The organism is Rhizobacter sp. Root404 (assembly GCF_001425865.1).
Classification (GTDB): domain Bacteria; phylum Pseudomonadota; class Gammaproteobacteria; order Burkholderiales; family Burkholderiaceae_C; genus LMDS01.
In genome coordinates this window covers 1-18,500 of sequence record NZ_LMDS01000009.1, presented here as the reverse complement: position 1 = coordinate 18,500, position 18,500 = coordinate 1, and the positions used below count along the sequence as shown (strand labels likewise).

The window sequence follows — 18,500 nt, the reverse complement described above, 5'->3', positions numbered from 1 at the left end:
TACGCGAATGGTATGACGATTAGCCGAACCTGACCGAAAATCAGACCGCCGTTCCACGAGAGCCCCCATGACCGAGATCACTTCGACCCGCGCCCCGCTGTTCATCACGATGAACGCGCTCGACAACGTCGCGATCGTCGCCAATGACGGCGGGCTGCCGGCCGGCACCGTGTTCGCCTCGGGGCTGACGCTGGTCGACAAGGTGCCGCAAGGCCACAAGCTCGCGCTGGTCGACTTCGCACCCGGCGACGAGGTGCGGCGCTACAACGTCGTGATCGGCCGCGCCGCGCGTGCGATTCCTAAGGGCAGCTGGGTCCACGAGCGCCTGCTCGAGATGCCCGACGCGCGCTCGCTCGACGGCCTGCCGATCGCCACCGTCAGGCCGCCCGCGCTCGAACCATTGACCGGCTACACCTTCGAGGGCTACCGCAACGCCGACGGCTCGGTCGGCTCGCGCAACATCCTGGCGATCACGACGACGGTGCAGTGCGTGGCTGGCGTGCTCGACTTCGCGGTCAAGCGCATCAAGGCCGAGCTGCTGCCGAAGTACCCGAGGGTCGACGACGTGGTCGGGCTCGAGCACACCTACGGCTGCGGTGTCGCGATCGATGCGCCTGACGCGATCATCCCGATCCGCACGCTGCGCAACATCTCGCTGAACCCGAACTTCGGCGGCGAGGTGATGGTCGTCAGCCTCGGCTGCGAGAAGCTGCAGCCGGAGCGGCTGCTGCCGCCGGGCTCGTTCGCGATCGTCGACGAGCGCAGCGTCGCCGACGTCGGCGCGAGCGCCGAGACCCCGCTCGACGTGGTGTGCCTGCAGGACGAGGCGCACGTGGGCTTCATGTCGATGATCGAGTCGATCATGGCCGCGGCCGAGCTGCACCTGGAACGCCTGAACGCACGCCGCCGCGAGACCTGCCCGGCCAGCAGCCTGGTCGTTGGCGTGCAGTGCGGCGGCAGCGACGCGTTCAGCGGCGTCACCGCGAATCCGGCGGTCGGCTTCTGCACCGACCTGCTGGTGCGCGCCGGCGCGACCGTGATGTTCAGCGAGACCACCGAGGTGCGAGACGGCATCGACCAGCTGACTTCACGCGCGTCGACCCCCGAGGTCGCCGACGCGATGATCCGCGAGATGGCCTGGTACGACGCCTACCTCGCCAAGGGCCGGGTCGACCGCAGCGCCAACACGACGCCGGGCAACAAGAAGGGCGGGCTGTCCAACATCGTCGAGAAGGCGATGGGCTCGATCGTCAAGAGCGGCAGCGCGCCGATCAGCGGCGTGCTGTCGCCGGGCGAGAAGCTGCGCGACCGCGGCATCACCAGCGGCCTGGTCTACGCCGCCACGCCGGCGAGCGACTTCATCTGCGGCACGCTGCAGCTCGCCGCCGGCATCAACCTGCACGTGTTCACCACCGGCCGCGGCACGCCCTATGGCCTGGCGCAGGTGCCGGTGATCAAGGTCGCGACCCGCAGCGACCTGGCGCGGCGCTGGCACGACCTGATGGACGTGAACGCCGGCCGGATCGCCGACGGCGAGGCGACGATCGAGGAGGTCGGCTGGGAGCTGTTCCGCCTGATGCTCGACGTGGCCAGCGGCCGCCAGCAGACCTGGGCCGAGCGCTGGAAGCTGCACAACGCGCTGGTGCTGTTCAACCCGGCGCCGGTGACCTGAAGCGGCGCTGCCGCCTCAGCGGGCAGGCAGGTTCGCCTTCAAAAAGCGCACGGTGTCGGCATTGAAGTCCGCGTGGAAGGCCGCCCGGTCGAAGCCGTCCGCGCTGGTGCAGATCGAGGGGACCCGCGTCGCGAGCGCCTCGCTGCAAGGCGCGAGGAAGTCGAAGTGGCCGGCGCCGGGGACGACATGGTATTCAGGGTCGTTCGGCAGGGCCAGCCGCACCGCTTCGGCGTACCGGGGATGGGGGACGATCGTGTCGTTCTCGGCCCGCCACAGCTGCACCGGCACCCTGACCTTGTCCAGGCCGCCGTGCGCGTAGGTGAAGCCGAGCGCGGGCGCGGCCACGACGGCCGCCTTGATGCGCAGGTCGATCGAATCGACCCGCGCCGGGGCCGCCCCCGGCGCCTCGCGGGTGGCGAGCAAGCGGCAGGCAAAATCGCCCGGGTGCTGGCGGCACATCGGCGCGACCGTCGCGAAATCCGGCACGCCGCCGATGTTCGCGAGCGCGGTGAAGCCGCCCGACGAGAAGCCGAACATCCCGATGCGCGCCGGGTCGATCGCGGCGCGCCCGGACCATGCGGACAGCATGTGGTCGATGACCCGGCTGACCTGGCGCGGTCGGTCCATGACGTCGACGCTGCGGCGCTGGTCCGCGTAGTTGTCGCCGGTGTGGCTCAGGGCCACCACGACGAAGCCGGCGTCGGCCAGCGCGATGGCCGTGTCGAAGTGACTGAGGACGGAGCCGCCCGTGCCGTGCGAGATCACCACCAGCGGCAACCCCGAACCGTCGATCGGCGCGTCGGTCGCAACGGTCATGCTCGTCGGTCCCAGCGCGATGAGCCGACCCGCGCTGCGGCTCGGGTACCAGATGCCCACCTGGAGCGCCGGGGCGGCGGGGTCGGCTGCGGTCCCTTGCTGGAAGCCTGCGGCTTGCGCCGGTTCGGTGGCGAGCGCGACGGCCAAGGCCGCGGCGGCTGAGAGCAAGGTGGATGCGACGAGGTTCATGGGGCTCCGATCGATGAAGGAAGCCCATTCTGCGAAGCGCGATACTGAAGGGCGACCCAGCTGCGACGAGACGACAGTCCGCGTCGCGTGAGGGGTCGGGGCGGGCGCGAGATGGCGTCGCCCGAGCGCAGGAATGTCCGACACCGGAGCAAGACGTGTCCCGACCCGACCTCAACATGCTGTTCACGCTCGACGTGCTGCTGGCCGAAGGCAACGTGGCGCGCGCCGCGCGGCGTTTGCACCTGAGTCCCTCGGCGATGAGCCGGGCCCTCGCACGGCTGCGCGAAGCGACCGGCGACCCGCTGCTCGTCCGGGCCGGTCGCGGGCTGGTGGCGTCGCCACGCGCGCTCGAACTCCGCGATTCCATCGGCCGCCTCGTTCGCGAGGCCGAGGCCGCGCTGCGTCCGGCCGGCGAATTGAACCTGGCCGCCCTGGACCGCACGTTCAGGATCCGGTGCAGCGAGGGCTTCGTCGAGAACTTCGGCGTGCAACTGCTGGCCCGCACGTCGGCGGACGCACCGGGGGTCCGGTTGCACTTCCTGCACAAGCTCGAGAAGGACAGCGGCCCGCTGCGCGACGGCACCGTCGATCTGGAAACCGGCGTGCTGGACAAGGACATTTCGCCCGAGGTCCGCACCCAGGCGCTGTTTCGCGATCGCTATGTCGGCGTCGTCCGTCCCGGTCACCCGTTCACTCAGGGCGAGATCACGCCAGAACGTTTCGCGGCCGCGAGCCACGTCCACGTCTCTCGCCGCGACCAGGACAAGAGGCCCCTGGACGAGGCGCTCGCCGCGCTCGGCCTCGAGCGGAAGGTGGCCACGACCGTCGGCGGGTTCACGGCGGCACTGGCGCTCGCCCGGGCCACCGATCTGGTCGCCTGTGTCCACGAGCGGCACACCGGCAACCTCTATGCCGGCATGCACAGCTTTGCGATCCCGCTCGACATCCCGCCGTTCACCGTCTCGCTGCTGTGGCACCCGCGGCTCGATGGCGACATGGCGCACCGGTGGCTGCGCGGCTGCGTCAGGGAGGTGTGCAGGGTGACGGATCCGACGCCGGCGTAGGCTCGGTGCGCGCCAGGCTTATCGCTGCCGCGGCGAGCGCCAACCCAGCCGCGAGACCCAGGCCGATTCGCGGCGCCGACCCGGTCGGCGCGAGCGCGAACAGCAGGCTCATGCCGATGCCCCCGATGGTCTGGCCAACCAGCCTGGCGGTGCCTTGCATGCCCCCGGCCGCACCGCTGCGCTCGGCCGGCGTCGACAGGAACATGTTGCGGTTGTTCGGGACTTGAAAGAGACCGAATCCGAGACCGCATGCCACCGTGGTCCAGACGAGCGGCCCCGCGCCACCGTGCACCGGCAGCAACGATGCGATGGCGAGCCCGCCGCACAGCAACGATGCGCCGGCGCCGCACAGCCACGCGGTCGGCACGCGACTCGCGAGGTGGCCGGCGAGCGGCGCCGCGACCGCGACGGTCAGCGGCCACGGCATCATCAGCAGCCCCGTGGCCAGCGCGGACCGACCGAGTTGGTGCTGCAGGTGGAACGGCAGGGCCAGCAGCGCCAGGGTCACCCCGGCGAAGCAACAGACCGATGCGAGGACGGAACGCCGGAAGGAGACGGCTCGAAGCAGATCGAAGGGGACCAGCGGCACGTCGCGCTTCAGCTCACGTCGGATCAGCACGGTGCCGCTCACCACCGCCATGAGCAGCAACCCGCCGGCACGGTCCGGGGTCGTCGCCAACATCTCGGCACCGACCACCAGCGAAGCGAACGCGACGGCATGGAGCGTGACGCTGAACCGATCGAGGCTTCGGCCCGTCCCGGGCGAATCGGGCAACGCGCGCGTCGCGAAGAGCACCGCCACGCCGAACGGGAGGTTCAGCGCGAAGAGCCAGGGCCAGTCCGCGAACGATAGGACGGCCGCGCCGAGGGCGGGACCGGCGGCGGACGACAGGGCCACCGCCAGCGCATTCCAACCGATGGCCGCGCCCAGTTCGCGCGGCGGTACGACACGCCGCAGCAGGGCGATCCCGAGCGCCATCACGGCGGCGGCGCCCAGCCCTTGAACGAAGCGCGCCGCGAGCAAGGCCGGCAGCGAGCCGGACTCGGCGCAGCCGCCGGAGGCCAGCGTGAAGAGCACGACCCCCGCCGTGAAGACCCGCCGATGGCCGAGCTTGTCGCCCAGCGCCGCACACGGCAGGAGGCCCATCACCAGGGCCGCCTGATAGGCGGTGACGATCCCCACCGCGGCGGCCGGCGTCACCTGCAGCGATCGGGCCATCGTCGGGAGCGCCACGTTGACGATGGCGGCGTCGAGCACCGCCAGCACCATCGCGCCGAGCACGGCGGCGATCGCCATGGTGCGCTCGCGCCCGACCAGGCCCGGACCGACGGAGGCGGTCATGGCGACCCGGCGGTCGTCCACGCGCCGTCCCGTTCGACGTAACGCGTCACGCGGTGCGCCTCCTGGTCCTCCTTCTTCAGGTCCCGCTCAGTGAACCTGAACAGCAGCGCGGGACCGCTGACGCAGCGGGTGTCATGGATGTCCCCGGGCAGGTACACCTGCACTTCGCCGGGCCTGACGCGGGTCGAGTTCCGCTTGACCAGCCGGACGCGGCCGTCCGCGTCCTCGACCCGGCCGTAGGTCCCCATGTCGATCTCGCCCTGCTGGATCGCGTAGATCACCCAGCCGCGGCCGTGGTCGTGGGGCGGCCGGTACAGGCCGGCGTGTTCGGTGTGCGCCAGCAGCACGAAGCCGCGGTCGGGGTCTCGGTGCAGTTCCCGATTCGCGGGTCCTTCACGGCGCAGCGCGGCCAGCCACGATTCCGCGACGGGGGCCTGGAGCAGGCGCTCCAGGTGCGCGCGACAGCCGTCAACGACCTGGGTGCTCAAGGGCCCCCAGTCCGCCGTGATGCCGTCGATCGCGGTGTCGAGGGTGCTTTTGTCCATGCGGCTTCTCCTTCGATGTCGATGGCGCGCCCATCGCGCCTCGGGGTGCGATGAAGATACGTGGGCACCCGCGCGGGCGGAAGGCGCGGCAGACGCAATGGGTTCATGCGTTCGACGCCATGTCGACCCGGCGGACGTTCCGGCCGGCGGCGCGGCCGGCCGGGCGACCGCCGACGCGATCGGGGCGCGGCTGGTCTAATGTCGCGTCCTCGCCGCCGAAAGCCCACCCCCGCATGAACGCCATCATCTCCGTCGCCGGTGTCTCGAAGGTTTACGCCACCGGCTTTCGGGCGCTGGACCACATCGACCTCGAGATCCGCCAGGGCGAGATCTTTGCGCTGCTCGGCCCGAACGGGGCCGGCAAGACGACGCTGATCGGCCTGATCTGCGGCATCGTCAAGCTCGGCGAGGGCCGGGTGACGGTGGCGGGCCTGGACATCGGCACCGACTACCGCGCGGTGCGCGCGATGATCGGCCTGGTGCCGCAGGAACTGACGACCGACGCGTTCGAGACCGTGTGGGCCACCGTGTCGTTCAGCCGCGGCCTGTTCGGCAAGGCGCCGGATCCGGCGTACATCGAGAAGACGCTGCGCGCACTCTCGCTGTGGGACAAGAAGGACAACAAGCTGCGCGAACTCTCGGGTGGCATGAAGCGCCGCGTGATGATCGCCAAGGCGCTGTCGCACGAGCCGCGCGTGCTGTTCCTGGACGAACCGACCGCCGGCGTCGACGTGGCGTTGCGCAAGGACATGTGGGCGATGGTGCGGCAGCTGCGCGAGTCCGGCGTGACCATCGTGCTGACCACCCACTACATCGAGGAGGCCGAGGACATGGCCGACCGGGTCGGCGTGATCAGCAAGGGCAAGATCATCCTGGTCGAGGAGAAGGCCAAGCTGATGAAGAAGCTCGGCAAGAAGCAGATGACGCTGTCGCTGCAACAGCCGCTCGCCAGGATCCCGCCCGGGCTCGAGGCCCACACGCTGGCGTTGAACGCCGAAGGGACCGAATTGAAATACACCTACGACCCGCGCGCCTCGCAGGACGCGATCGCCTCGCTGCTCGACGACCTGCAGCGCGCCGGCATCCGCCTGAAGGACCTGCAGACCAGCGAGAGCTCGCTCGAGGACATCTTCGTCAGTCTGGTGGAGGGCGCACGATGAACCTGCACGCGATGCGCGCGATCTACAACTTCGAGATGGCGCGCACCTGGCGCACCATCACGCAGAGCATCATCTCGCCGGTGCTGTCGACGGCGCTGTACTTCGTGGTGTTCGGCTCGGCGATCGGTTCGCGCATCGCGCATGTCGACGGCGTCAGCTACGGCGCGTTCATCGTGCCGGGCCTGATCATGTTGTCGGTGCTGACGCAGAGCATCTCGAACGCGTCGTTCGGCATCTACTTCCCGAAGTTCACCGGCACGATCTACGAGCTGCTGTCGGCACCGATCTCGCACCTGGAGATCGTGCTGAGCTACGTGGGTGCGGCGGCGACCAAGTCGGTCGTGATCGGCCTGATCATCCTGGCGACCGCGGCACTGTTCGTGCCGATCCACATCGAGCACCCGGTGTGGATGTTCCTGTTCCTCGTGCTCACCGCGGTCACGTTCAGCCTGTTCGGCTTCATCATCGGCATCTGGGCCGACGGGTTCGAGAAGCTGCAGCTGATCCCGATGCTGATCGTGATGCCGCTGACCTTCCTCGGCGGACCGTTCTACTCGATCAGCATGCTCCCGCCGTTGTGGCAGAAGCTGTCGATGCTGAACCCGTCGGTCTACCTGATCAGCGGCTTTCGCTGGAGCTTCTTCGGCAGTTCGGAACTGCACATCGGCGTCAGCTTCTCGGTGACGCTGGTGTTCTTCTTCGTGGCGCTGTGGTTCGCCACGTGGATCATGCGGACGGGCTGGCGACTGAAGGCCTGAGCCTTCGCGTCGCCGCCGACTCGCCGGTCAGCCGCGGCGGCGGCGCGCGACCAGGCCGATGGCGCCCAGGCCAGCCAGCAGCAACGCGTAGGTCTCGGGCTCGGGCACCGGGGTCACGACGTCGCGAACGAAGAAGTTGATGTTCGAGAACCCGGGCACCTGCCCGCCGTTGTTCAGCCACTCGATCGACCAGGTGCCGTTCTGGGTGACCGACGCGAACGAGGTGTGGTCGTCGAACAAGAACGCGCCGCTGCGGTCGGAAGCGTGCATCGCGAACACGAGGTCATAGGTCGCGTTCAGGTCGGTCGTCAGCGACCAGGTGCCGTCGGCCTGCGAGAAGCCCAGCGTGAAGGTCACGCCGCCGACCGTCGCCGAACCGGCGCCCTTGCTCAGCAACGTCCAGCCGCCACCGAAGGTGCCGTCGAAGCCGCTGGTGTTGCCATTCGGCCCCTGCGAGGGATTGACGCCGGAGAGCACGCACATCGACGAATCCATCCCGCCGAGCGTGACATCGTCGGTCGATGCATTGCCGATGAAGCTTTCGAACCCTGCCGTGGCAGTACAAGCCGCAGCCTGCGCCACGCTGGCGCCCGTCAGGGCGGCCACGGCGACGGCGATGGCGACGAGAGGTTTCGATACTGCAGACATGCGCACTCCATGAGGAAGGTTCAAGATTGGACAAAGTCTAGGTAGCCGCGTGCACGTCGCGATACCCCTAGGTATGCCGCATATGTGTCCGTACCAATCAAACGTCTCGAGATGTTTAGTCGCCGGCACGGAAGGTAGGACCGCACCGACAGGGACGCCCGTCGTCGACCGCTGTCCTGGCCCGCGCTTCGTGAATAAGGTTCGCCTGTCTCAACCACGAGGACTCACCATGAAAACGATTCGATTGACTCTGACGGCCGCGCTGCTCGGCGTCGCCTCGATGAGCACGTTTGCCGCCGACGCTTCGGCCGAGGCCGCCCGCCGCGAGCGGATGGACCAGGCCTACGAGGATTACCGCAATCCCCAACCGGGCCCGGCCGCACGCGCGGAGAACTCGATGAAGCGCGGCGCGCACCGCGCCGGGCATGCGATCAAGCACGGTGCCGAGAAGGCCGGCCACGCGATCGGCAAGGGCGTGCGCAAGACCGGCGAGGCGATCGGCCGCGGCGGCGAGAAACTCGAGGACGCGGCGACGCCGAAACCGTAGCATCATCGCGCCCAGGCCACGCTGCGCGGAGATCTCGATGAAGGTGTATGCCGTTTCCAAGGTGCGACTGGATGCCGACGGGCGCATCACCCACGTCCTGTGGGGTGAGGTAGACACCCGACGCAACGAATGGGCCGACGGCGAAACGGTCGCGCCGGTGGCAGACGCGGTGCGTGCGCTGCACACCGGGCACGAGGTCTTCGCGCTGTTCCCGTCGACCCATGGCCACCTGCCGGAGCGCCGTTTCCGCGTCGTCGACTACGACAGCGGCTGGGAAACGATCTCCCTCGACGGCCCGCCGACGCACGAGCGCGAGGTGCACGACATGGAGCGCCTGCCGGGCTGAGCCGCGGTCGACTCAGGGCGCCGCCGGCCCCTCGGTCAACGCGATCCGCCGTTTCAGTCGAACCACCTCGTCCGCGTCGCCGGCCTGCGCTGCGAGACGCAGCTGGACGCCGAGCCAGGCCAGCAGCGGTCGACGCCAACCCTGCGCGGAAGCGGTGTCCACGGCGGTAGAAATCACCGACGGATCGGCCTGCCCGGTCTCGAACTGCACCCCGGCGGCGATCAGGCGCGAGAGCGGATCCGGGATGCCCGCCACCGGCCCGCCGCGGTGCGCTGCCGGCAACAACGCGACGTCGTCCCTACTGGCGCGGCCCGCCAGATAGGCCGCATACGCGCGTTCCGGGGCGGGGGCATCCATGCGCAACGGCTCGAACGCCGCGCACGGACCGAAGACGAGGCTCGCGACCTGCGCGGCGCACTGCGCAAGCTCGACCCGCGCCAGCAGATCGGCGCGCCCGGTGCGCGAAACCTCGCTGCGTGCGCGTGCCAGTTCGGCGGCCTCGACCCGCGCGTCGCCGGTGAGGTAGGCGGCCACCGCACGTTCGCTCGCCGCCTTGGCACGGCCTTGCCAGTCGGGCGCGGGTGGGTGGCTCGAGCAGGCAGCCAGCGCGGCGGCACAGGTCATGTGGGCAAGCCAGCGCGCGCTCATGGCAGTTTCAGCTCCGTGTCGCGCGCGAACGGCCACTTGCGGTTGACCTCGCCGATCAGCTGGTCGATGTTGCGCAGGCTGGCCTCGACCTCGGCCCGCAGCGTCCCCAGATCGGCGGTGGCCACGCGCGCATTCGCACCGACGGCCTTCGCGTCATCGAGCACCGCGTCGACCTTCTTCAAGCTCGCCCGCGCGTCGCCGAGCACGGCGTTGAGCTGCTGCACGGTCTGCTTCGCGTCGCGCATCACGCCATCGGCGCCGAATACCTGGGTGTCGGCCTTCGCGGCCAGGCCGTCGAGCCGCGCGAGCAATGCGTTGGTCCGGTCCAGCGCGGACAGGATCTTGGCGGCCTGCGCGTCGCCGCCGAGCAGCGCGCCCATCGCGCCGCCAGGCGCGTTCAGCTTGCCGGTGAAGGTCTTCAGGTTCGCCAGGCTCTCGTTGATCGCCGAGCCCTCGGCGCTGATCGCGTTCAGGTTGACCAGCAGCTGGCGTGCCTCCGCCATCAGGCGCGGGATCTCGGCCGCCGCATCGCCGCGCAGCACCGTGCGAACCGCGCCGTCGGGCAGCGGCGGGTCGGTCAGCACGCCGGTGTAGGCGCGGATGTTGGTGTTGCCGACCACGCCGCGCTGCACGGCGAACACGCTCGATTCGCGCAGCCAGTGCGCGTCCTTGACCGGCACGTCGACGGCGATGCGGGCGTTGCCGTCCGGGCCCAGTTCGATGCGGCGCACCCGGCCGATCGGGAAGCCCGCGAAGGTCATGTCCATGCCGACCGCGACCCCTTCGGAATCCTCGGCCACGAGCACGAGTTGCTGGGTGCGCTCGAACGCACCGCGCGCATAGCTCAGGTACAGCCCGGCACCGGCTACCAGCAGCAGCAGCACGAGCAACAGCAGCGAGGCCTTGAATTCGAGGTGGGCGGGCGCCGGCGGCGACGTCACGGGTTCGGCGGGTTCGTCCATCGGCGAGTCAGTAGTAGTTGCCCATCAGCGAGACGACTTCGATCACCAGGATCGCCGCGAACAGGCGGACCAGGCTGTCGAGCTCGGCGCTGCCCGCGCCGCCGCGCGGCCCGCGCAGGAAGGCCGCGACCGGGATCAGCGAGACCGCGAGCGCGAAGAACAGCGTCTTCAGCGCCAGGATCATCGTCACGCCGGGATCGAAGATCTGGCCCATCGCGCGGGTGAAGCCGTCGAACGCGCCAAAGGTAAAGCCGAACACCGCGGCGTAGGCCAGGCCGGTCGCGATCACGCAGCTGACCGCCGCCAGCAGCAGCACCGCGAAGATGCCGGCCACCACCCGCGGCATCAGCTCGTGGCGCAGCGGATCGCCGCCGGCCTGCACGAGCTCGGTGAAGGCGCCGCGCGCATGCAGGCGCAGCAGCGCGGCACCGCTGGGCACCGTGACCTGCATCGCGACGAACAGCGCTGCGGTCAGCGGGATCAGCTCCAGCACCAGCACCCGGATCAGCAGCTGCAGCGCGTACTGCGACAGGCCGTAGCTCAGCGCGGTCACCAGCACGATGCGGATCAGCACCACGCTGATCACCGCCGACAGCAGCGCGAACCACGGCAGGATCGGCGCCGTGTCGAGGTAGACATGGTGCGCAAGCGCGCGGCGGTTCGCGCGGTCGTAGGTCGACGGCGACAGGGCGAGCACCATGATCAGCGCGCCCACCTTGACGACATGCCACCAACTCACCGACCAGCCGATCGACGAGCGCAGGCCGCTGCGGCCGAGGTCGCCGAGGCCGTCCTGGAGCAGCCGCAGGGTCGAGGGCGGTTTGGGCATGCGCCGATGATAGGCGGCGCCTCGCAGGAAGGGCCTCAGGCGTGGACCGGGCGCTTCGCCTTGCCGAGCGGCCGGCCGTTGACGACCGAGGCTTCGACGACCCGGCCGCTGCCGCCGGCCAGCGGCCGTGCCTCGCCGTCCGCCTCGACGCGGTCGCCGATCCCGAGTCGCAGCTGCGCCATGCCTTCGGGGCGGGTGTGGATGAAGTCGCCGGTGTCCAGCACGAAGCCGTTCGGCTCGCCATGCCGCGCGAAATTCAGGCGCACGACGATGCCGCTGTAGGGCGCGCGCCGCGGGTCCTGCGCGGGGTCCCTGGCCGCACGGCCGTCGATGTCGACCAGGCGCTCGAGGGCATAGACCTGGTGCGCGGGCTCGCCATGGTGATCGGAGGCCGGCTGCGGGCGCGCTTCGACGCGGATTCGGGCGCCGGCGCGCAGGCGCTCGAAGGCCGCGGCGCCGGCCGCGTCGTGCGGATCGAACACCAGCTGCAGCTCGTCCTCGTCGACCAGCAGCATCGCCCCCTCGATGCCGCCGCGCGGGCTGTAGAGGGGGTAGCGGAACTCGGCGTCGAGGACGTGCGGGGCGGGGTGGTGCAGGAGGTTCATCGGCGGGGGGTCGCTGGAGAGATGGCGAACGCGAAGCCTAGGACACCGCTGCGCGCGCGTTGTAGGTCGGCGCCGCATGCCCACGTCATAATTTCCCGCGAGCCCCTGCACCCGGCAGCCGGCGCATTCCGGAGCACCCATGGCAGACGCAGCAACCGCCGGCAAATCGGGCAAGGTCGTGATCCGCAACATCGGCTTGCTGCTGTCGGGCGACATCGACCGTCCGATCCTCGACGCCGACACGATCGTCGTTCGCGACGGCCTGATCGTCGGCATCGGCCGCGAAGCCGACCTGGACACCGACGAACCCGACACGCTGATCGACGCGCGCCAGACCTGCGTCGCCCCCGGCCTGATCGACAGCCACGTGCACCCGGTGTTCGGCGACTGGACGCCGCGCCAGAACCAGCTCGGCTGGATCGACAGCACGATGAACGGCGGCGTGACCACGATGATCTCGGCCGGCGAGGTCCACCTGCCGGGCCGGCCCAAGGACATCGTCGGCCTGAAGGCGCTGGCGATCACCGCGCAGCGCGCGTTCGACAACTTCCGTCCCGGCGGCGTGAAGGTGCTGGCCGGCGCGCCGGTGATCGAGAAGGGGATGGTCGAGAGCGACTTCAAGGAACTGGCCGAGGCGGGCGTCGGCCTGCTCGGCGAAATCGGGCTCGGCTCCGTCAAGGGGGGCACCGAGGCCGCGACGATGGTCAAGTGGGCACGCCAACACGGCATCCAGAGCACGATCCACACCGGCGGGCCGTCGATCCCCGGCTCGGGCCTGATCGACAAGGACGTGGTGCTCGAGGCCGACGCCGACATCATCGGCCACATCAACGGCGGCCACACGTCGCTGAGCGAACAGCATGTCTGCGAACTCTGCGAGAAGAGCAGCCGCGCGATCGAGATCGTCCACAACGGCAACGAGAAGATCGCGATCGCGGCGGCCCAGGCGGCGCTGCAGTTGAAGTGCCCGCACCGCGTGATCCTCGGCACCGACGGGCCCGCCGGCTCCGGCGTGCAGCCGCTGGGCATCCTGCGGATGGTCGCGTTGCTGTCCAGCCTCGGCAACATCCCGGCCGAGCTGGTGTTCTGCTTCGCCACCGGCAACACCGCGCGCATCCGCAACCTCAATTGCGGGCTGATCGAGGCCGGGCGCGCGGCCGACTTCGTCTTCATGGACCGCGCCCAGCACACCGCGGGGCGCACGCTGCTGGAGAGCGTGCAGCTTGGCGACATCCCGGGCGTCGGCATGGTGATGATCGACGGCATCGTGCGCTGCGGCCGCAGCCGCAACACGCCGCCGGCGACCGAGATCCCCGTCGTCGTGGGGGCGCACTGAACGCCGGCGGGCGCAGAATCCGCCGATGAAAGCACCCGCCAGACTGCAGACCCTGATCGACGAAGGCCTGATCGACTCGGTGCAGCGCCAGCTGATGAGCGGCAAGGAGGCGATGGTGTTCGTCGTTCGCTGCGGCGACGAGACGCGCTGTGCCAAGGTCTACAAGGAAGCGACGCACCGCAGCTTCCGCCAGGCCGTCGACTACACCGAGAACCGCAAGGTCAAGAACACCCGCCAGGCGCGCGCGATGGCCAAGGGCACGCGCTTCGGCCGCGAGGCGCAGGAGGCCGCGTGGCAGAGCGCCGAGGTCGACGCGCTCTACCGTCTGGCCGCGGCCGGCGTGCGCGTGCCCAGGCCGTACAACTTCCACGAAGGCGTGCTGCTGATGGAACTGGTCGCCGATGCCGACGGCGCCGCCGCGCCGCGCCTGAACGACTGCCGCTTCACGCCAGACGAGGCGCGCGCCCACCACGCCACGCTGCTGCGCGAGGTCGTGCGCATGCTGTGCGCCGGCGTCGTGCACGGCGACCTGTCGGAGTTCAACATCCTGCTCGCTGCGGACGGGCCGGTGATCATCGACCTGCCGCAGGCGGTCGACGCGGCCGGCAACAACCACGCGCAGCGGATGCTGCTGCGCGACGTGGCGAACCTGCGTCACTTCTTCGGGCAGTCCGCGCCCGAACTGCTGCCCACGCAGTACGGCGCGGAGATCTGGAGCCTGTACGAGCGCGGCGAACTGACGAACGACAGCGCGCTGACCGGCCGCTACGAGCGCCAGGCCGGGGCGGTCGACCTGGGCGGCGTGCTGCGCGAGATCGACGACGCCAAGATGGAAGAGGCAGCGCGGCGGCTGCGCATGCAGGCCGCCGGCTGACGCCGCTCAGCCCGGCTTGCGAAAGCCGTCCTCGATCCAGGCGCTCGCGCTGGCAGTCGTCAGGCGGAAATCGGGCTTGACGCGCAGGGATGCCAGCGTCTCGCCATAGGGATCCTGCGCCGCGAGCACCGCGTGCGGGTCGTCCTCGTCGGGCACGATGTCCAGCGTCACCAGCACGCGGCGGCCGTCGACCGTGACGCTGACGTTCTTGTGGTGCTGCGCGTGGAGCGCCTGCTCGTGGCGGCGGATCACTTCGGCGGCGGTCTTGACCAGCACGTTGAACGCCGCGGTGTCCAGCGGCTTCGGGTTCTTCTTGTCGCGGCCCATGGTCCACGGGCCGACGAGCGCGGGCTCGGCTTCACCGTCGCGCGTCATCGCGACGGCCCAGCCCTCGTCGTCCTCGTTCTTGATGACGCGTGCGGTCCAGCCGTTGTCGCGCCAGAGGGCGGGTTCGTGGATCGAATTGTCGGCAGGGTTCATGGGGCAGTGGGAAGGTCGGTGCGCCACGGCGGGAGGCGGGCGCCGCAGTCGCGGCAGAACCGCGCGCTGGGCAGGTGGCCTTCGCTGAGGCATTCGGGACAGGTGCGCGTCGTCGGACCGGCGCCGCTGCGCTGCGCCGCGTATTCGGCGCTGACGATGCCGGTGGGCACGGCGAGCGTGCCCCAGCCGAGCAGCATCATCACGGAGGCGATGCTCTTGCCGAGGTCGGTGCGCGGCGTGATGTCGCCGAAGCCGACGGTCGTCATCGTCGTGATCGCCCAGTACACGGCCATCGGGATGCTGGTGAAGCCGTTGTCGGGCCCTTCGACCACGTACATCAGCGTGCCCATCACGAGCACGACCATCAGCACGAAGGTCACGAACACGAAGATCTTGCGGCGCGATGCGGCCAGCGCGCTCCCGAGCGCACCGAACTCCTCGACGTAGGCGCCCAGCTTGAGGATCCGGAACAGACGCAGCAGCCGCAGGATGCGCACGTCGATCAACGCATGCAGGCCGGGCACGAGGAACGCGAGGAAGGTCGGCAGCACCGCGAGCAGGTCGATGATGCCGAGCACGCTGCGCGCATAGCGGATCGGGTGCCGGACGCAGATCAGCCGCGCCACGTACTCGGCCGCGAACAACAGCGTGAAGCCCCATTCGAGCGCGTGGAACAGATCGGCGTGGCGCGCGTGCACGGCCGCCATGCTGTCGAGCATGACCACGCCGACGCTGGCCACGATCAGGGCGATCAGCACCAGGTCGAAGGCGCGCCCCGCGCGCGTGTCGGCCTCGAAGATGATGGTGTAGAGCTGCAACCGCCAGCCCGTCTGCGGCCGGCCGTAGGACTCGGCCGCGGGTCGTTCCGGCGCGCGCACCGCGGGCATCAGCTGTTCACCGCGAACACCTGCCGCAGGTACGCGAGGAAGGTCTCGTCGTCGCACAAGAGCTTGCCGGGCGAATCGCTGAGCTTGGCCACCGGCTGGCGGTTCGCGTGGGTCAGCTTCATCACGATGTGCAGCGTCTTCAGCCCCATGTCGTTGGTGAGGTTGGTGCCGATGCCGAAGCCGCACTGCGTGCGGTCGGAGAAATGGTGGTGCAGCGCGATCGAGCGGTCGAAATCCAGGCCGTCGGAGAACACCAGCCGCTTGGTCTGCGCGTCGACGCGCAGCTTCGCGTAGTGCGCGAGCGCCTTCTCGCCCCAGACGTACGGGTCGCCCGAGTCGTGGCGCAGGCCATCGAACAGCTTGGCGAAATAGAGGTCGAAGTCGCCGAGGAAGGCGTCCATCCCGACCACGTCGGTCAGCGCCACGCCCAGGTCGCCGCGGTACTCCTGCACCCAGTCCTCGAGGGCGGCACGCTGGAAGTCGCGCAGGCGCACGCCGAGGGTCTGGTAGGTCTGCAGGTACTCGTGCGCCATCGTGCCGATCGGGACCAGGCCGAGGTCGCGCGCGTACAGCACGTTCGAGCAGCCCTTGAAGTACTGCGGCACCTCGCGCTTGAACATCGCGACGACCTCGCGCTGCCAGTCGCCCGAGAAGCGGCGGCGCACGCCGAAGTCGAAGAACTCGAACGGGTGGCGGCGCTTGGGCTCGTCATCGAACGCGCGCAGGCGCTCGATCTTGGCGTGCAGGCGCTTGCGGCCTTCGGCGAACGCCGGCGTCTGGTCGAAGCGGCGGAAGTACAGCTCGTTGACGATCGCGAGCACGTAGATCTCGAACGCCATCACGTGGACCTGCGGACCGTTCGCGACGATCTCGAGCTGCTTGCCGACCGCGCGCGCGCTGATGAACTCCCGCTGGAAGTGGAAGATGCGCAGGAAGTCGATGAAGTCCGAGCGCATGAAGCGCAGCCCGCCCAGGTAGGCCAGGTCGGGCGCGGTGAACTTCAGGTTGCACAGGTGGTCGAGCTGCCGGTTGACGTCGTCGACCAGCTCGGCCAGCGGGAACGCCGGCTCGTTGCGGCACACGAAGGTGTACTCCGCCTGCGTCGCCGGGTGCCGGTGCAGCATCGTCTGCCACATCGTGAACTTGTACAGGTCGGTGTCGAGCAGGCTGGTGATGACGGGTTGCATCGCGGAGAAGGTCTCGTGGCTGGACAGAGGAACGCGCATCGGCCGCATCACGCGTGGTGGGCATTCTCGCGCCTTCCGGCACCTGCGCGAACGGCGCGTCGTCCGGCGCCACGAGCGCGCCGATTCCGACACGCCACGCGGGCTGCACCGATGGCAGCGTCGTCGGCGGCGGCTAACCTACTCGTTTCCTGCCACACGGAGGCCGACACCATGGTCCGCGCGCTCGCATTCTTTCTCGTCCTCGTCCTCGTCGGGCTGTTCGCCCTGCTCAACTGGGATGCGTTCTCGGCGCTCACGCCGTTGAACCTGGGCCTGACCACCGTCCAGGCGCCGCTCGGCCTGATCATGCTCGGGCTGGTCGCGTTCCTGTGCGTGCTGTTCACCGTATGGGTGGTCACGATGCAGGCCAGCTCGCTGATGGAAGCCCGCCGCCAGACCCGCGAGCTGCAGGCCCAGCGCGACCTCGCGGACCGTGCTGAGGCGTCGCGCTTCACCGAATTGCGCAGTGAACTGATGGCGCGGCTCGACCGCATGCAGAGCGACTCGCGGATCGCCATCGAGCAGAGCAGCAACGCACTGGCCGCGCAGGTCGGCGAGCTCGAGGACCGCCTCGTGCGCGAGCGCCTGCTCGGCCCGCCGTCCGTCTGAAAAATCCCTTTACAAGGTTGCTGTCCCGCAGGTGACAGGTCGAGGTGCCCGCCAACTGGAACGGCAAGCTCGTGATGTATGCACACGGCTACGCCGGCACCGGGGCGAACCTCAACGTCGGGGCTCCGACGATTCGTCGCTACCTGATCCAGAACGGCTACGCGTGGGCGGCCTCGAGCTACGCGAAGAACTACTACGACGTGCGCGCCGGCGTCGCACGCCGGCGTTCCCGACGCCGTCGATCGTGGCGACCGCGGGGCCTGGCGCCCAGTATGTGTCGGTGCTGCAGAACATCACCGGCGGCCCGCGGCCGATGTTCGCGCAGGGCCTGGCCTACGGCCAGTCGTTCCCGTCGGCCTACGGCACCTTCGCGGCCGACCCGAACACACCCTACGACTCGGTCACCGGCATCCTGAACAAGAACGTGCTCGACACCACCGGTTTCACGTACACGATCGACGGCGACGCCGCCGCGACGACCGCGCTGAACGCGTCGGTGCAGAAGATCACGCCGGATGCCGACGCCAACCGGCTGCGCACCGACCGCCAAGGGCAACAGCGCCTGGCTCGTGCAGCGCGCAATCCGCGGCATCAGCCACTGCGACTTCACGGTCGCCGAGCAGGTGACCGCATTCGATGACATGGTCAAGTGGGAAGCCGGCGGCGCCAAGCCGGCCGGTGACGATGTGGTGACGCCCGCCACCGTGGCCGCGACGACCTACGGCTGCACGTTCACGAAGAACACGTCGGGGCCGGACGATTCGGCCAGCACCTTGGGCCTGCGCCAGATCATCGCGGCGACGACGCCGGCCTGCCCGTAAGGGCCTGCACCCCGGCCGCACGCGCGGCCGGGGGTCGGGCTCAGATGTCGAAGAACACCGTCTCGCCCTCGCCCTGCAGGCGGATGTCGAAGCGGTAGACCGGCACGCCGCTGGCTCCTGTGCCCGTGCCTGGGCT

Annotated in this window: 22 protein-coding genes; 11 read left to right on the top strand and 11 right to left on the bottom strand. The window is 69.6% G+C overall.

Annotated elements, in window-relative coordinates; all coding sequences use genetic code 11:
* Positions 1-67 precede the first annotated feature (67 nt).
* Positions 68-1,672, top strand: a complete 1,605-nt coding sequence (gene garD, locus ASC76_RS23730) for a galactarate dehydratase (RefSeq protein ID WP_056472971.1) — start codon at positions 68-70, stop codon at positions 1,670-1,672.
* 15 nt (positions 1,673-1,687) lie between these two features.
* Here the strand turns inward: garD and ASC76_RS23725 are convergent, their stop codons facing one another.
* Entirely contained in the window at positions 1,688-2,677 is a 990-nt protein-coding gene (locus ASC76_RS23725; RefSeq protein ID WP_056472967.1) for a dienelactone hydrolase family protein, read from the bottom strand.
* 155 nt (positions 2,678-2,832) lie between these two features.
* Here ASC76_RS23725 and ASC76_RS23720 point away from each other — a divergent pair, with 155 nt between their 5' ends.
* Positions 2,833-3,741: a LysR family transcriptional regulator gene (locus tag ASC76_RS23720; RefSeq protein ID WP_056472964.1), complete on the top strand. Its 909-nt coding sequence runs from the start codon at positions 2,833-2,835 to the stop codon at positions 3,739-3,741.
* Here ASC76_RS23720 and ASC76_RS23715 read toward each other — a convergent pair.
* Positions 3,701-5,083 (bottom strand): MFS transporter, encoded by a 1,383-nt coding sequence (locus tag ASC76_RS23715; RefSeq protein WP_200947210.1) that lies wholly within the window; start codon positions 5,081-5,083, stop codon positions 3,701-3,703. The two genes, ASC76_RS23720 and ASC76_RS23715, sit on opposite strands and share 41 nt — an antisense overlap.
* Positions 5,080-5,628, bottom strand: coding sequence for a hypothetical protein (locus ASC76_RS23710; protein ID WP_056472961.1), 549 nt, complete (start codon positions 5,626-5,628; stop codon positions 5,080-5,082). Before ASC76_RS23710 ends, ASC76_RS23715 begins: the two co-directional genes overlap by 4 nt.
* Before the next feature lie 233 nt (positions 5,629-5,861).
* Here ASC76_RS23710 and ASC76_RS23705 point away from each other — a divergent pair, with 233 nt between their 5' ends.
* The gene (locus ASC76_RS23705) at positions 5,862-6,788 is read left to right on the top strand and encodes an ABC transporter ATP-binding protein (protein ID WP_056472957.1); all 927 of its coding nucleotides are present in this window, start codon (positions 5,862-5,864) and stop codon (positions 6,786-6,788) included.
* Positions 6,785-7,546 (top strand): ABC transporter permease, encoded by a 762-nt coding sequence (locus tag ASC76_RS23700; protein ID WP_056472954.1) that lies wholly within the window; start codon positions 6,785-6,787, stop codon positions 7,544-7,546. The genes ASC76_RS23705 and ASC76_RS23700 overlap by 4 nt, the downstream gene beginning before the upstream one ends.
* A 27-nt stretch (positions 7,547-7,573) precedes the next feature.
* Here the strand turns inward: ASC76_RS23700 and ASC76_RS25960 are convergent, their stop codons facing one another.
* A complete protein-coding gene (locus ASC76_RS25960) occupies positions 7,574-8,194 on the bottom strand; it encodes a PEP-CTERM sorting domain-containing protein (RefSeq protein WP_056472951.1) in 621 nt (206 codons plus the stop codon).
* Positions 8,195-8,423: 229 nt separating this feature from the next.
* Here ASC76_RS25960 and ASC76_RS23690 point away from each other — a divergent pair, with 229 nt between their 5' ends.
* Positions 8,424-8,741 carry a hypothetical protein gene (locus tag ASC76_RS23690; RefSeq protein WP_157616015.1) on the top strand — a complete coding sequence of 106 codons (318 nt, stop codon included), beginning with the start codon at positions 8,424-8,426 and terminating at the stop codon, positions 8,739-8,741.
* A 37-nt stretch (positions 8,742-8,778) separates the two neighbouring features.
* Positions 8,779-9,087 (top strand): hypothetical protein, encoded by a 309-nt coding sequence (locus ASC76_RS23685; protein WP_056472946.1) that lies wholly within the window; start codon positions 8,779-8,781, stop codon positions 9,085-9,087.
* A gap of 12 nt (positions 9,088-9,099) precedes the next feature.
* Here the strand turns inward: ASC76_RS23685 and ASC76_RS23680 are convergent, their stop codons facing one another.
* Genes ASC76_RS23680 through ASC76_RS23665 form a run of 4 tightly spaced genes read right to left on the bottom strand, consistent with a single transcriptional unit; the run spans position 9,100 to position 12,131 of the window.
* Complete coding sequence (locus ASC76_RS23680) at positions 9,100-9,735, bottom strand: hypothetical protein (RefSeq protein ID WP_056472944.1); 636 nt, start codon at positions 9,733-9,735, stop codon at positions 9,100-9,102.
* Positions 9,732-10,697 (bottom strand): MlaD family protein, encoded by a 966-nt coding sequence (locus tag ASC76_RS23675; protein WP_056472940.1) that lies wholly within the window; start codon positions 10,695-10,697, stop codon positions 9,732-9,734. The genes ASC76_RS23680 and ASC76_RS23675 overlap by 4 nt, the downstream gene beginning before the upstream one ends.
* A gap of 7 nt (positions 10,698-10,704) precedes the next feature.
* Entirely contained in the window at positions 10,705-11,526 is an 822-nt protein-coding gene (locus ASC76_RS23670; RefSeq protein WP_082549432.1) for an ABC transporter permease, read from the bottom strand.
* 35 nt (positions 11,527-11,561) lie between these two features.
* Positions 11,562-12,131, bottom strand: coding sequence for a hypothetical protein (locus tag ASC76_RS23665; RefSeq protein ID WP_056472938.1), 570 nt, complete (start codon positions 12,129-12,131; stop codon positions 11,562-11,564).
* A 139-nt stretch (positions 12,132-12,270) separates the two neighbouring features.
* Between ASC76_RS23665 and ASC76_RS23660 the strand changes: the two genes are divergently transcribed.
* Together ASC76_RS23660 and ASC76_RS23655 are read left to right on the top strand one after the other, a co-directional pair.
* The gene (locus tag ASC76_RS23660; protein WP_056472935.1) at positions 12,271-13,467 is read left to right on the top strand and encodes an amidohydrolase family protein; all 1,197 of its coding nucleotides are present in this window, start codon (positions 12,271-12,273) and stop codon (positions 13,465-13,467) included.
* A gap of 25 nt (positions 13,468-13,492) precedes the next feature.
* Complete coding sequence (locus tag ASC76_RS23655; RefSeq protein WP_056472931.1) at positions 13,493-14,341, top strand: PA4780 family RIO1-like protein kinase; 849 nt, start codon at positions 13,493-13,495, stop codon at positions 14,339-14,341.
* Between the two features lie 6 nt (positions 14,342-14,347).
* On the opposite strand, the gene ASC76_RS23650 is transcribed toward ASC76_RS23655, so the two are convergent.
* Genes ASC76_RS23650 through pncB form a run of 3 tightly spaced genes read right to left on the bottom strand, consistent with a single transcriptional unit; the run spans position 14,348 to position 16,895 of the window.
* Positions 14,348-14,821 (bottom strand): hypothetical protein, encoded by a 474-nt coding sequence (locus ASC76_RS23650; RefSeq protein ID WP_056472928.1) that lies wholly within the window; start codon positions 14,819-14,821, stop codon positions 14,348-14,350.
* The gene (locus ASC76_RS23645; RefSeq protein ID WP_056472925.1) at positions 14,818-15,708 is read right to left on the bottom strand and encodes an ion transporter; all 891 of its coding nucleotides are present in this window, start codon (positions 15,706-15,708) and stop codon (positions 14,818-14,820) included. The genes ASC76_RS23650 and ASC76_RS23645 overlap by 4 nt, the downstream gene beginning before the upstream one ends.
* Complete coding sequence (gene pncB / locus ASC76_RS23640) at positions 15,708-16,895, bottom strand: nicotinate phosphoribosyltransferase (RefSeq protein ID WP_056473071.1); 1,188 nt, start codon at positions 16,893-16,895, stop codon at positions 15,708-15,710. The genes ASC76_RS23645 and pncB overlap by 1 nt, the downstream gene beginning before the upstream one ends.
* A 210-nt stretch (positions 16,896-17,105) precedes the next feature.
* Between pncB and ASC76_RS23635 the strand changes: the two genes are divergently transcribed.
* From ASC76_RS23635 to ASC76_RS23625, 3 genes are all read left to right on the top strand, one after another.
* Entirely contained in the window at positions 17,106-17,543 is a 438-nt protein-coding gene (locus tag ASC76_RS23635) for a hypothetical protein (RefSeq protein ID WP_056472922.1), read from the top strand.
* 274 nt (positions 17,544-17,817) lie between these two features.
* A complete protein-coding gene (locus tag ASC76_RS23630; protein WP_056472919.1) occupies positions 17,818-18,183 on the top strand; it encodes a hypothetical protein in 366 nt (121 codons plus the stop codon).
* Positions 18,167-18,364 (top strand): hypothetical protein, encoded by a 198-nt coding sequence (locus ASC76_RS23625; RefSeq protein WP_157616011.1) that lies wholly within the window; start codon positions 18,167-18,169, stop codon positions 18,362-18,364. The genes ASC76_RS23630 and ASC76_RS23625 overlap by 17 nt, the downstream gene beginning before the upstream one ends.
* The last annotated feature ends 136 nt before the right edge of the window (positions 18,365-18,500 follow it).